The 14,118-nt window shown below is 60.3% G+C and carries 11 protein-coding genes; all 11 read left to right on the top strand.

What is annotated here, in order from left to right:
• The first annotated feature begins 21 nt into the window (after positions 1-21).
• The 11 genes from rpoC to rplB all read left to right on the top strand — a co-directional run bounded on the left by rpoC (position 22) and on the right by rplB (position 14,115).
• Positions 22-4,260 (top strand): DNA-directed RNA polymerase subunit beta', encoded by a 4,239-nt coding sequence (gene rpoC / locus OKW43_RS12150; protein WP_187636120.1) that lies wholly within the window; start codon positions 22-24, stop codon positions 4,258-4,260.
• A gap of 226 nt (positions 4,261-4,486) precedes the next feature.
• Entirely contained in the window at positions 4,487-6,334 is a 1,848-nt protein-coding gene (recQ, locus tag OKW43_RS12145) for a DNA helicase RecQ (RefSeq protein WP_429447575.1), read from the top strand.
• A gap of 220 nt (positions 6,335-6,554) precedes the next feature.
• Positions 6,555-6,935, top strand: a complete 381-nt coding sequence (gene rpsL, locus OKW43_RS12140) for a 30S ribosomal protein S12 (RefSeq protein WP_006053290.1) — start codon at positions 6,555-6,557, stop codon at positions 6,933-6,935.
• A 175-nt stretch (positions 6,936-7,110) separates the two neighbouring features.
• Complete coding sequence (rpsG, locus tag OKW43_RS12135; protein ID WP_006053291.1) at positions 7,111-7,581, top strand: 30S ribosomal protein S7; 471 nt, start codon at positions 7,111-7,113, stop codon at positions 7,579-7,581.
• Between the two features lie 131 nt (positions 7,582-7,712).
• Entirely contained in the window at positions 7,713-9,815 is a 2,103-nt protein-coding gene (fusA, locus tag OKW43_RS12130; protein ID WP_187636118.1) for an elongation factor G, read from the top strand.
• Positions 9,816-9,863: 48 nt separating this feature from the next.
• Positions 9,864-11,054, top strand: coding sequence for an elongation factor Tu (tuf, locus tag OKW43_RS12125; RefSeq protein ID WP_187636117.1), 1,191 nt, complete (start codon positions 9,864-9,866; stop codon positions 11,052-11,054).
• A gap of 127 nt (positions 11,055-11,181) precedes the next feature.
• Positions 11,182-11,493, top strand: coding sequence for a 30S ribosomal protein S10 (gene rpsJ / locus OKW43_RS12120; RefSeq protein WP_006998489.1), 312 nt, complete (start codon positions 11,182-11,184; stop codon positions 11,491-11,493).
• A 201-nt stretch (positions 11,494-11,694) separates the two neighbouring features.
• Complete coding sequence (gene rplC, locus OKW43_RS12115; protein WP_187636116.1) at positions 11,695-12,354, top strand: 50S ribosomal protein L3; 660 nt, start codon at positions 11,695-11,697, stop codon at positions 12,352-12,354.
• A complete protein-coding gene (gene rplD / locus OKW43_RS12110; protein WP_090802165.1) occupies positions 12,354-12,974 on the top strand; it encodes a 50S ribosomal protein L4 in 621 nt (206 codons plus the stop codon). Before rplC ends, rplD begins: the two co-directional genes overlap by 1 nt.
• On the top strand, positions 12,971-13,285 hold the full coding sequence (gene rplW / locus OKW43_RS12105) for a 50S ribosomal protein L23 (protein WP_008923345.1): 315 nt from the start codon (positions 12,971-12,973) through the stop codon (positions 13,283-13,285). The genes rplD and rplW overlap by 4 nt, the downstream gene beginning before the upstream one ends.
• Before the next feature lie 2 nt (positions 13,286-13,287).
• Positions 13,288-14,115 carry a 50S ribosomal protein L2 gene (gene rplB, locus OKW43_RS12100; protein WP_187636115.1) on the top strand — a complete coding sequence of 276 codons (828 nt, stop codon included), beginning with the start codon at positions 13,288-13,290 and terminating at the stop codon, positions 14,113-14,115.
• The last annotated feature ends 3 nt before the right edge of the window (positions 14,116-14,118 follow it).

Genomic DNA, 14,118 nt, shown 5'->3' with positions numbered 1-14,118 from the left:
TCGGACTACTGGAGAGAAGCGATGAAAGCTTTGCTCGATCTATTCAAGCAAGTCCAACAACCTGAAGTTTTCGACGCGATTAAGATCGGTCTGGCCTCGCCGGACAAGATCCGTTCGTGGTCGTTCGGTGAAGTCAAGAAGCCGGAAACCATCAACTACCGCACGTTCAAGCCGGAGCGCGATGGTCTGTTCTGCGCGAAGATTTTCGGTCCGATCAAGGACTACGAATGCCTTTGCGGCAAATACAAGCGCCTGAAGCACCGCGGCGTGATCTGCGAGAAGTGCGGCGTCGAAGTGACGCTCGCCAAGGTGCGTCGTGAGCGGATGGGCCACATTGAGCTGGCCTCGCCGGTCGCGCACATCTGGTTCCTGAAGTCGCTGCCGTCGCGTCTGGGCATGGTGCTCGATATGACGCTGCGCGACATCGAGCGCGTGCTGTACTTCGAAGCATACGTGGTGATCGATCCGGGCATGACGCCGCTCAAAGCGCGGCAGATCATGACCGAGGAGGATTACTACAACAAGGTCGAGGAATACGGCGACGAATTCCGCGCCGAAATGGGCGCGGAAGGTATTCGCGAACTGCTGCGCGCTATCAACATCGACGAACAGGTCGAGTTGCTGCGCACGGAGCTCAAGAACACCGGCTCGGAAGCGAAGATCAAGAAATACGCGAAGCGCCTGAAGGTGCTCGAGGCGTTCCAGCGTTCGGGCATCAAGCCGGACTGGATGGTCCTCGAAGTGCTGCCGGTGCTGCCGCCGGAACTGCGTCCGCTCGTTCCGCTCGACGGCGGCCGTTTCGCGACGTCGGACCTGAACGACCTGTATCGCCGAGTGATCAACCGTAACAACCGGTTGAAGCGTCTGCTCGAGCTGAAGGCGCCTGAAATCATCGTCCGCAACGAAAAGCGGATGCTGCAGGAAGCCGTCGACTCGCTGCTCGACAACGGCCGTCGCGGCAAGGCGATGACCGGCGCGAACAAGCGTCCGCTGAAGTCGCTCGCCGACATGATCAAGGGTAAGGGCGGTCGCTTCCGTCAGAACCTGCTCGGTAAGCGTGTCGACTACTCGGGCCGTTCGGTGATCGTGGTCGGCCCGACGCTGAAGCTGCATCAGTGCGGTCTGCCGAAGCTGATGGCGCTCGAACTGTTCAAGCCGTTCATCTTCAACAAGCTCGAAGTGATGGGTGTCGCTACCACCATCAAGGCTGCGAAGAAAGAGGTCGAGAACCAGACGCCGGTCGTGTGGGACATCCTTGAAGAGGTGATCCGCGAACATCCGGTCATGCTGAACCGTGCGCCGACGCTGCACCGTCTCGGCATCCAGGCTTTCGAGCCGGTGCTGATCGAAGGTAAGGCAATCCAGCTGCATCCGCTCGTTTGCGCGGCGTTCAACGCCGACTTCGACGGTGACCAGATGGCCGTTCACGTGCCGCTTTCGCTCGAAGCACAGATGGAAGCGCGCACGCTGATGCTCGCGTCGAACAACGTGCTGTTCCCGGCTAACGGCGATCCGTCGATCGTGCCGTCGCAGGATATCGTGCTGGGTTTGTACTACGCGACTCGTGAAGCGGTGAACGGCAAGGGCGAAGGCCTGACGTTCACGGGCGTGTCGGAAGTGCTGCGAGCGTACGAGAACAAGGAAGTCGAGCTGGCCTCGCGCGTCAACGTGCGGATCACTGAAATGGTCCACAACGAAGACAAGTCGGAAGGCGCGCCGGCGTTCGTGCCGAAGATCACGCTGTATGCGACCACGGTTGGACGCTCGATCCTGTCGGAAATCCTGCCGCCGGGTCTGCCGTTCTCGGTGCTGAACAAGCCGCTGAAGAAGAAGGAAATCTCGCGTCTGATCAACACTGCGTTCCGTAAGTGCGGTCTGCGTGAGACGGTGATTTTCGCCGACCAACTGATGCAGTCGGGCTTTCGTCTCGCAACGCGCGCTGGTATTTCGATCTGCGTCGACGACATGCTCGTGCCGCCGCAGAAAGAAACCATCGTTGGCGATGCCGCGAAGAAGGTGAAGGAATACGACCGTCAGTACATGTCGGGTCTCGTCACCGCGCAGGAGCGTTACAACAACGTGGTCGACATCTGGTCGGCGACGTCGGAAGCAGTCGGCAAGGCGATGATGGAGCAGCTGTCGACGGAACCGGTCACGGACCGCGATGGCAACCAGACGCGTCAGGAGTCGTTCAACTCCATCTACATGATGGCGGACTCGGGCGCTCGTGGTTCCGCGGTTCAGATTCGTCAGCTGGCGGGTATGCGCGGCCTGATGGCGAAGCCGGACGGCTCGATCATCGAGACGCCGATTACGGCGAACTTCCGCGAAGGTTTGAACGTGTTGCAGTACTTCATCTCGACCCACGGCGCACGGAAGGGTCTGGCTGATACGGCACTGAAGACCGCGAACTCGGGTTACCTGACGCGTCGTCTCGTCGACGTGACGCAGGATCTGGTCGTCGTCGAGGAAGATTGCGGCACGTCGAACGGCGTGGCGATGAAGGCGCTCGTGGAAGGCGGTGAAGTGGTCGAAGCGCTACGTGACCGTATTCTGGGTCGTGTGGCCGTGGCTGACATCGTCAATCCGGAATCGCAGGAAACGCTGTTCGAAGCGGGCACGCTGCTCGATGAAGACGCGGTCGAAGAAATCGAACGCCTCGGCATCGACGAAGTGCGCGTGCGCACGCCGCTCACCTGCGAAACTCGCTACGGCCTGTGCGCAGCCTGCTACGGTCGCGACCTCGGTCGCGGTTCGATGGTGAACGTCGGCGAAGCGGTCGGCGTGATCGCGGCGCAGTCGATCGGTGAACCGGGCACGCAGCTCACGATGCGTACGTTCCACATCGGTGGCGCGGCGTCGCGCGCGGCGGTCGCTTCGTCGGTGGAAGCGAAGTCGAACGGTACGGTGCGTTTCACGTCGACGATGCGTTACGTCACGAATGCGAAGGGCGAGCAGATCGTCATCTCGCGTTCGGGCGAAGCGATGATCACCGACGATCACGGCCGCGAGCGCGAGCGCCACAAGGTGCCGTACGGCGCCACGCTGCTGCAGCTCGACGGTGCGCAGATCAAGGCCGGTACGCAACTGGCCACGTGGGATCCGATGACGCGTCCGATCATCACCGAGTACGGTGGTACGGTGAAGTTCGAAAACGTCGAGGAAGGCGTGACCGTCGCGAAGCAGATCGATGACGTGACGGGTCTGTCCACGCTCGTCGTGATCGACGTGAAGCGTCGTGGTTCGCAGGCGGCGAAGACGGTGCGTCCGCAGGTCAAGCTGCTCGATGCGAATGGCGAGGAAGTGAAGATCCCGAACACCGAGCACTCGGTGCAGATCGGCTTCCAGGTCGGCGCGCTGATCACCGTGAAGGACGGTCAGCAGGTGCAGGTCGGTGAAGTGCTCGCACGAATCCCGACCGAATCGCAGAAGACGCGTGACATTACCGGTGGTCTGCCGCGTGTGGCGGAACTGTTCGAAGCACGTTCGCCGAAGGACGCGGGTATCCTGGCGGAAGTCACGGGTACGACGTCGTTTGGTAAGGACACGAAGGGCAAGCAGCGTCTCGTTATCACGGACCTCGAGGGCAACCAGCACGAGTTCCTGATCGCGAAGGAAAAGCAGGTTCTGGTGCACGATGGTCAGGTCGTCAACAAGGGCGAAATGATCGTCGACGGACCGGCGGATCCGCACGACATCCTGCGTCTGCAGGGCGTCGAGGCGCTGTCGCGTTACATCGTGGACGAGGTGCAGGACGTGTACCGTCTGCAAGGCGTGAAGATCAACGACAAGCACATTGAAGTGATCGTGCGTCAGATGCTGCGCCGTGTGCAGATTTCGGACAACGGCGATACCCGTTTCATCCCGGGCGAACAGGTCGAGCGGTCGGACATGCTCGACGAAAACGACCGGATGATCGCGGAAGACAAGCGTCCTGCAACGTACGAAAACGTGCTGCTCGGTATCACGAAGGCGTCGCTGTCGACCGATTCGTTCATCTCCGCGGCGTCGTTCCAGGAAACGACCCGCGTGCTGACCGAAGCGGCGATCATGGGCAAGCGCGACGATCTGCGTGGCCTGAAGGAAAACGTGATCGTGGGCCGTCTGATTCCGGCCGGTACGGGTCTCGCATTCCACAAGGCGCGCAAGAGCAAGGAACTGGCGGACCGCGAGCGTTTCGATCAGATCGCAGCGGAAGAGTCGTTCGAATTCGGTGCGCCGGAAACCCCGGCTGCCGAACAGCAGCACTCAGGCGAGTAAGCACGGGCGGCGCAAGCCGCCTTGCCTGACGAGCCACGAAAGCCGCTCAGTTTCGACTGAGCGGCTTTTTTTTGCGCTTTTTTGCACGTGCATCGATGCCATGCGCCGACGCAGTCCTAAGCCGGATGGATAACGTCGTCGTAAAGCGCGGCCGCGGCACGAATGCGTTGGTAAAATTCGTGTCACCGCCTGCGTGCCGTTCCCCTTCGCCGTCTCTCTCAAATACATGTCCCGTCCGCTCGAAATCCTCAACGAAGTCTTTGGTTATCCCGCGTTTAGAGGACGGCAGGGCGAAATTGTCGAGCACGTCGCCGACGGCGGCGATTGCCTCGTGCTGATGCCGACGGGCGGCGGCAAATCGCTGTGTTATCAGATTCCGTCGCTGGTGCGGCGCGAACGCGGCTTCGGCAGCGGTATCGTGGTGTCGCCGCTGATCGCACTGATGCAGGATCAGGTGGCCGCGCTGACCGAAGTCGGCGTGCGGGCCGCGTACCTGAACTCGACGCTGTCGAGCGCGGAGGCGATGGCCACCGAGCGGGCGCTGCGCGACGGCGACATCGATCTGCTCTACGTTGCGCCGGAGCGGTTGATGACGCCGCGCTTCCAGGAACTGCTCGAGCGCACGCGCATCGGTCTTTTCGCGATCGACGAAGCGCACTGCGTGTCGCAATGGGGACATGATTTCCGGCCCGAATATATCCAGCTGTCGGTGCTGCACGAGCGCTTTCCGAATGTGCCGCGCATCGCGCTGACGGCGACCGCCGACGCAATCACGCGCGACGAAATCATTCATCGTCTCGCGCTCGAGGATGCGCGCGTGTTCGTGTCGAGTTTCGATCGGCCGAACATCCGCTATCGCATCGCCGAAAAGGACAATGCGCGCACGCAGCTGCTCGACTTCATTCGCGCCGAGCATACGAAACCGGACGGCGCAACCGACGCGGGCGTCGTCTATTGCCTGTCGCGCCGAAAGGTTGAGGAAACCGCGGTGTGGCTGAAGGAAAAGGGTATGCGCGCGCTGCCGTACCACGCCGGCATGGAGTTCGAGGTGCGCCAGAAACATCAGGAGATGTTCCAGCGCGAGGAAGGGATCGTGATGTGCGCGACTATTGCGTTCGGCATGGGCATCGACAAACCCGACGTGCGGTTCGTCGCGCATCTGGATTTGCCAAAGAGCGTCGAAGGCTACTACCAGGAGACCGGCCGCGCGGGCCGCGACGGATTACCGTCGAACGCGTGGATGGCCTACGGGCTCGGCGACGTCGTGCAACAGCGCAAGATGATCGACGAATCTGAAGCCGACGACGCGCACAAGCGCGTGCAGACTGGCAAGCTCGACGCGCTGCTCGGTTTGTGCGAAACGGCGACCTGCCGGCGCGTGCGCCTGCTCGCCTACTTCGGCGAGACCAGCCAGCCGTGCGGCAACTGCGATAACTGTCTCGAGCCGCCGCCGACCTGGGATGCGACGCGCGAGGCTCGGATGGCGCTGTCGTGCGTGTTTCGCGCGCAGCGGGCGAGCGGCTTCCATTTCGGCGCCGGGCATCTGATCGATATTTTGCGTGGCAACCGCAGCGAGAAGATCCTGCAGCGCGGCCACGAGAAGCTAACTACGTTCGGGATCGGCGCGGCGCTCGGCGAACCGGAATGGCGCGCGGTGTTCCGCCAGCTCGTCGCGTTTGGCTATCTGACAGTCGACCACGAAGGGTTCGGGTCGCTCGTGCTGACCGAGGCGAGCAAACCGGTGCTCAAGGGTGAGCAGAAGGTGACGATGCGTCGCTACGTAAAGCCGACACGCACGCGTCAATCGTCGGGGCGCACGAGTGAGCGCGCCGATCCGACGATCGGCATGGGCCCTCGCGAGCGCGCGCGTTGGGAGCGTCTACGCATGTGGCGCACCGAAACCGCGAAGAGCGACGGGGTGCCGGCTTACGTGATTTTTCATGACGCGACGCTCGCGGAAATCGCCCGTCTCGGTCCCGATTCGATCGACGATCTGCGCGGTATTCCGGGGATGGGTGCGCGCAAACTGGACCGTTTCGGCTACGAATTGCTGCAGGTCGTAGCGGCAGACTGACCTCGTCTGGTTGTTTCGCCGGATTGACAGGGGTGCGACACGTCGCAACCGGTTGACTCCCTTAGTAATTTCGGAATATTATGTTAGGTTCCGGTTCTTGGGATGCCTGCGCGCAGCTTCAGTTCGTGCGTGAGCGGGCCAGCCGGAAGTTCGATGCGCAGGCGTTTCCGCTTTGCCCGGAAACCGATGCGTCGATTTTGTTCAATTTCAGGAATAAACAATGCCAACCATCAATCAACTGGTTCGCAAAGGCCGCACGTCGGAAACGACGAAGAGCAAGAGCCCGGCTTTGCAGGACTGTCCCCAGCGTCGCGGCGTGTGCACCCGTGTGTACACCACGACTCCGAAGAAGCCGAACTCGGCACTCCGTAAGGTCGCCAAGGTTCGTCTGACGAACGGCTTCGAAGTCATTTCGTACATCGGTGGTGAAGGCCACAACCTGCAGGAACACTCGGTCGTGCTGATTCGCGGCGGCCGTGTGAAGGACTTGCCGGGTGTGCGTTACCACATGGTTCGCGGCTCGCTGGATACCCAAGGCGTCAAGGATCGTAAGCAGGCTCGCTCGAAGTACGGTGCGAAGCGTGCCAAGGCTGGCAAGTAATTAGCCAGGTAGTTTCAGGTCGCCTGCAAAGGCGGTAATAGCGATGGTGCCGGAATCGCCGGTACTATCGAGTAAGTGGTCACCCGACCGGGCTGGTTAGTCTTTCGGATGAATCGGGTTAGTTGGTGGCCGCGGGGCTGCAAACAGCTCCAACTGAAAAGGTAAAGGAAGAAACATGCCGCGTCGTCGCGAAGTCCCCAAGCGGGAAGTGTTGCCGGATCCGAAGTTCGGCAATGTTGATGTAGCAAAATTCATGAACGTGCTGATGCTCTCCGGCAAGAAGTCGGTTGCCGAGCGTATCGTGTACGGCGCTTTCGAACAGATTCAGACCAAGGGTGGCAAAGACCCGCTGGAAGTGTTCACGGTAGCGCTCAACAACGTCAAGCCGGTGGTCGAGGTGAAGAGCCGCCGCGTTGGTGGTGCCAACTATCAGGTTCCGGTCGAAGTGCGCCCGTCGCGTCGTATGGCATTGGCGATGCGTTGGCTGCGTGAAGCCGCGAAGAAGCGCAGCGAGAAGTCGATGGCCCTGCGTCTGGCAGGTGAACTCTCCGAAGCGGCCGAAGGCCGTGGCGGCGCAATGAAGAAGCGCGACGAAGTTCACCGGATGGCAGAAGCCAACAAGGCGTTCTCGCACTTCCGTTTCTAAGCTCCCGACCCCGGGTTTAGCGGAAAAGCGGAAAGAAATTCCGGGCGGGTGCGCTTCCAAGGCGCCTCGCCCGTTTGTGTTACAGCGCGATGGGCATCTCTCGCATCGCGTCATCCCAATAGAGGATCAAAGTGGCTCGCAAGACTCCTATCGAGCGCTACCGTAACATCGGTATTAGCGCTCACATCGACGCCGGCAAAACGACGACGACCGAGCGGATTCTGTTCTACACGGGCGTGAACCACAAAATAGGTGAAGTTCACGACGGCGCTGCTACCATGGACTGGATGGAGCAGGAACAGGAGCGCGGCATCACGATTACTTCCGCTGCTACCACGGCATTCTGGAAGGGCATGGCGGGCGACCGCGCCGAACACCGCATCAACATCATCGACACCCCGGGTCACGTCGACTTCACGATCGAAGTTGAGCGCTCGATGCGCGTGCTCGACGGCGCGTGCATGGTGTACTGCGCTGTGGGCGGCGTGCAGCCCCAGTCGGAAACCGTGTGGCGTCAGGCTAACAAGTACAAGGTTCCCCGTCTCGCGTTCATCAACAAGATGGACCGTACCGGCGCAAACTTCTTCAAGGTCTACGACCAGCTCAAGCTGCGTCTGAAGGCGAACCCGGTTCCGGTCGTCGTGCCTATTGGCGCGGAAGAGAACTTCACGGGCGTCGTCGATCTGATGAAGATGAAGGCGATCATTTGGGACGACGCGTCTCAAGGCACCAAGTTCTCGTACGAAGACATCCCGGCAGAACTCGTCGACACGTGCAATGAATGGCGTGAAAAGATGGTCGAGGCCGCGGCTGAAGCGAACGAAGAAATGATGAACAAGTACCTCGAGTCGGGCGAACTGACTGAAGAGGAAATCATCAAGGGTCTGCGCGACCGTACGATCGCTTGCGAAATCCAGCCGATGCTGTGCGGCACTGCGTTCAAGAACAAGGGTGTGCAGCGCATGCTGGACGCCGTGCTCGATTTCCTGCCGTCGCCGATCGACATCCCGCCGGTCACCGGCGAGCTGGAAAATGGTCAAAAGGCTGAGCGCCGCGCTGCTGACGACGAAAAGTTCTCGGCACTGGCATTCAAGATCATGACCGACCCGTTCGTCGGTCAGTTGATCTTCTTCCGTGTGTACTCGGGCGTCATCAATTCGGGCGACACGGTGCTGAACGCGACCAAGGACAAGAAGGAACGTCTGGGCCGTATTTTGCAGATGCACGCGAACCAGCGCGAAGAAATCAAGGAAGTGCGCGCAGGTGACATCGCTGCTGCGGTCGGCCTGAAGGAAGCGACCACGGGCGACACGCTGTGCGATCCGCAAAACCCGATCGTGCTCGAACGCATGATTTTCCCGGAGCCGGTGATTTCGCAGGCTGTCGAGCCGAAGACCAAGGCTGACCAGGAAAAGATGGGTCTGGCACTGAACCGTCTGGCTCAGGAAGATCCGTCGTTCCGCGTTCAGACGGACGAAGAATCGGGTCAAACGATCATTTCCGGTATGGGCGAACTGCACCTCGAAATTCTGGTCGACCGGATGAAGCGTGAATTCGGCGTGGAAGCGACTGTCGGCAAGCCGCAAGTTGCTTACCGCGAAACGATTCGCAGCACGGCGGCTGACGTTGACGGCAAATTCGTCAAGCAGTCGGGCGGTCGCGGTCAGTATGGTCACGCAGTCATCACACTCGAGCCGAACCAACAAGGCAAGGGTTACGAGTTCCTCGACGAAATCAAGGGCGGCGTGATTCCGCGTGAATACATCCCGGCGGTCGACAAGGGTATCCAGGAAACGCTGAAGGCTGGCGTTCTGGCGGGCTTCCCGGTCGTTGACGTGAAGGTTCACCTGACCTTCGGTTCGTATCACGACGTCGACTCGAACGAAAACGCGTTCCGCATGGCTGGTTCGATGGCGTTCAAGGAAGCAATGCGCAAGGCAAGCCCGGTCATCCTCGAGCCGATGATGGCCGTGGAAGTCGAAACGCCGGAAGACTACATGGGCAACGTGATGGGCGACCTGTCGGGCCGTCGCGGTATCGTCCAGGGCATGGAAGACATGGTTGGCGGCGGCAAGATCGTTCGCGCCGAAGTGCCGCTGTCGGAAATGTTTGGCTACTCGACGTCGCTGCGTTCGCTGACGCAGGGTCGTGCGACGTACACGATGGAGTTCAAGCACTACGCTGAAGCTCCGCGTAACGTGTCGGAAGCGATCATCAACGCCAAGTCGAAGTAATCGCGCGGCAAAGTCATTCAACGATTAACTTTCTGAAAGAAGAGAAACATGGCTAAAGGTAAATTCGAACGGACCAAGCCGCACGTGAACGTGGGCACGATCGGTCACGTTGACCACGGCAAGACCACGCTGACGGCGGCGATCACGACGGTTCTGACGCAGAAGTTCGGCGGCGAAGCGAAGGCGTACGACCAGATCGACGCGGCGCCGGAAGAAAAGGCGCGCGGCATTACCATCAACACCGCGCACGTCGAGTACGAGACGGCTAACCGCCACTACGCACACGTCGACTGCCCGGGCCACGCTGATTATGTGAAGAACATGATCACGGGCGCGGCACAGATGGACGGCGCAATTCTGGTGTGCTCGGCTGCTGACGGCCCGATGCCGCAAACGCGTGAGCACATCCTGCTGGCGCGCCAGGTTGGCGTTCCGTACATCATCGTGTTCCTGAACAAGTGCGACATGGTGGACGACGCTGAGCTGCTGGAGCTGGTCGAGATGGAAGTTCGCGAGCTTCTGTCGAAGTATGACTTCCCGGGCGACGACACGCCGATCATCAAGGGTTCGGCCAAGCTGGCGCTGGAAGGCGACAAGGGCGAGCTGGGCGAAGTGGCGATCATGAACCTGGCCGATGCACTGGACACGTACATCCCGACGCCGGAGCGTGCGATTGACGGTTCGTTCCTGATGCCGGTGGAAGACGTGTTTTCGATCTCGGGTCGTGGCACGGTGGTGACGGGCCGCGTTGAGCGTGGCGTGGTCAAGGTCGGCGAAGAAATCGAAATCGTCGGTATCAAGCCGACGGTGAAGACGACCTGCACGGGCGTGGAAATGTTCCGCAAGCTGCTCGATCAGGGTCAGGCAGGCGACAACGTTGGTATCCTGCTGCGCGGCACGAAGCGTGAAGACGTGGAGCGTGGTCAGGTTCTGGCCAAGCCGGGTTCGATCAACCCGCATACGCACTTCACGGCTGAAGTGTACGTGCTGAGCAAGGACGAAGGCGGCCGTCATACGCCGTTCTTCAACAACTACCGTCCGCAGTTCTACTTCCGTACGACGGACGTGACCGGCTCCATCGAGCTGCCGAAGGACAAGGAAATGGTGATGCCGGGCGACAACGTGTCGATCACGGTGAAGCTGATCAACCCGATCGCGATGGAAGAAGGCCTGCGTTTTGCAATTCGCGAAGGTGGCCGTACGGTCGGCGCTGGTGTCGTCGCCAAGATCATCGAGTAAGATCGAAGATCGGTGTAGCAGTACGCAGTGCCCGGGCACGGGCACCCGCTCTCCGCGAGCGCCCGTGCCTACGTTCTTTTTCTAATCGGCGGTGCAATATCGCCTTGCTCTTTTTAAGGAATTCGTCATGCAGAATCAGAAAATCCGCATTCGCCTGAAGGCTTTTGACTATCGCCTGATCGACCAATCGGCAGCTGAAATCGTCGATACGGCCAAGCGGACTGGCGCAATCGTTCGTGGTCCGGTGCCCCTGCCGACCCGCATTCAACGCTTTGACATCCTGCGTTCGCCGCACGTCAACAAGACCTCGCGCGATCAGCTTGAAATCCGCACGCACCAGCGGCTGATGGACATCGTTGACCCGACGGACAAGACCGTGGACGCGCTGATGAAGTTGGATCTGCCGGCTGGCGTTGACGTTGAAATCAAGCTGCAGTAAGGCTTCCGGCCTTTATGCGGCAACTCGGACAACGCTAAGTCTTTGATTGCTTGCGGAAAACGGAAAGTCTCGCTATAATGTTGAGCTTTTCGCGCATTTGCGCAAAAAAGCCGGCGTGCTGCAACATCGATTAGTGCCCGAAGCGGCGCCGGCATTTTGTAAATTAGCCCCGACCAATCGCAGTCGGGAATGGAGAAAACGATGAGCCTTGGACTCGTAGGTCGCAAGGTTGGCATGACCCGTATCTTCACGGCTGAAGGGGATTCGATTCCCGTCACCGTGCTGGACGTGTCCGACAACCGTGTGACGCAGATCAAGACTGTTGAAACCGACGGCTACACGGCCGTGCAGGTTACGTTCGGTACGCGCCGCGCATCGCGCGTGACGAAGCCGTTGGCAGGTCATCTCGCCAAAGCCGGCGTTCAAGCCGGTGAAATCCTCAAAGAATTCCAGATCGATGCCGCTAAGGCTGCCGAGCTGTCGAGCGGCACGGTGGTTGGTCCCGAGCTGTTCGAAGTGGGCCAGAAGGTCGACGTGCAAGGCGTGTCGATCGGTAAGGGCTACGCCGGTACCATCAAACGTTACAACTTCTCGTCTGGCCGTGCATCGCACGGTAACTCGCGCTCGCACAATGTGCCGGGCTCGATCGGTATGGCGCAGGATCCGGGTCGCGTTTTCCCGGGCAAGCGCATGACCGGTCACCTAGGTGACGAGAAGGTAACGGTGCAAAACCTCGAGATCGCTCGCATCGACGCTGACCGCAAGCTGCTGCTTGTCAAGGGCGCTGTTCCGGGTGCGAAGGGTGGCAAGGTATTCGTTACGCCGGCCGTGAAGACGCGTGCCGTGAAAGGAGCGAAATAATGGAACTTAAGCTCCTGAATGCCAATGGTCAGGAAAGTGCAGGCGTTAGCGCGTCGGACGTCGTGTTCGGCCGCGATTACAACGAAGCCCTGATTCACCAGGTCGTGGTTGCGTACCAGGCGAATGCCCGTAGCGGCAACCGAGCGCAGAAGGATCGTGAGCAGGTCAAGCACACGACCAAGAAGCCGTGGCGCCAGAAGGGTACGGGCCGCGCCCGTGCCGGTATGTCATCGAGCCCGCTGTGGCGCGGCGGTGGCCGCATCTTCCCGAATTCGCCGGAAGAAAACTTTTCGCACAAGGTCAATAAGAAGATGCATCGCGCAGGTCTCTGCTCGATCTTCTCGCAGCTGGCCCGCGAAGGCCGCATCTCGGTGGTCGACGAGCTGACGCTCGAAGCGCCGAAGACGAAGCTGCTGGCCGAAAAATTCAAGGCGATGGGTCTCGACTCCGTGCTGGTGATTACCGACACGGTTGACGAAAACCTGTACCTCGCGTCGCGCAACCTCGCCCACGTGGCGGTTGTCGAGCCGCGTTACGCCGACCCGCTGTCGCTGATCTACTTCAAGAAGATCCTGATCACGAAGGCTGCGGTCGCCCAGATCGAGGAGTTGCTGTCATGAGCGAGATTCGCAAGAACGATCATCGTTTGATGCAGGTCCTGCTCGCGCCGGTGGTCTCCGAAAAGGCGACACTGGTTGCCGACAAGAACGAGCAGGTCGTGTTCGAAGTCGCGCCGGATGCCACGAAGCAGGAAGTGAAAGCTGCAGTCGAGCTGCTGTTCAAGGTGGAAGTCGATTCCGTCAACGTGCTGGTCGCGAAGGGCAAAGCCAAGCGCTTTGGCCGCTTCATGGGCAAGCGCAAGGACGTGAAGAAGGCGTACGTCTGCCTGAAGCCCGGCCAAGAAATCAACTTTGAAGCGGAGGCCAAGTAATCATGGCAATCGTGAAAGTTAAGCCGACTTCGCCGGGTCGCCGCGCGATGGTCAAGGTGGTCAACAAAGAACTGCACAAGGGCAAGCCGTTCGCGGCACTGCTCGACACGCAATCGTCGACCGCCGGCCGTAACAACAACGGTCACATCACCACGCGTCACAAGGGTGGTGGTCACAAGCATCATTATCGTGTCGTTGACTTCCGTCGCACGAAGGATGGGATTCCGGCAAAGGTCGAGCGTCTCGAGTACGACCCGAACCGGAGCGCGAACATCGCGCTGGTTCTGTACGCAGACGGCGAACGCAGCTACATCATCGCTCCGAAGGGTGTAGCAGTCGGTCAGCAACTGATGTCGGGTTCCGAAGCGCCGATCCGCGCAGGTAACACGCTGCCGATCCGCAACATTCCGGTCGGTACGACGATTCACTGCATCGAGATGCTGCCGGGCAAGGGCGCGCAAATGGCGCGTTCGGCTGGTACGTCTGCGATGCTGCTGGCTCGCGAGGGCGTCTACGCGCAGGTTCGCCTGCGTTCTGGCGAAATCCGCCGCGTGCACGTTGAATGTCGTGCGACGATCGGTGAAGTGGGCAACGAAGAGCACAGCCTCCGTCAAATCGGTAAGGCTGGCGCGAACCGCTGGCGCGGTATCCGCCCGACGGTGCGCGGCGTTGCAATGAACCCTGTCGATCACCCGCACGGTGGTGGCGAAGGCAAGACTGCGGCTGGCCGCGATCCGGTGAGCCCGTGGGGCACGCCGACGAAGGGCTATCGCACCCGCAGCAACAAGCGCACGACGAGTATGATCGTCCAGCGCCGTCACAAGCGTTAAGGA

The sequence above is a fragment of the Paraburkholderia sp. WC7.3g genome (assembly GCF_050436345.1).
GTDB classification, from domain to species: domain Bacteria; phylum Pseudomonadota; class Gammaproteobacteria; order Burkholderiales; family Burkholderiaceae; genus Paraburkholderia; species Paraburkholderia podalyriae.
This window is presented reverse-complemented; position numbering and strand designations above follow the sequence as displayed.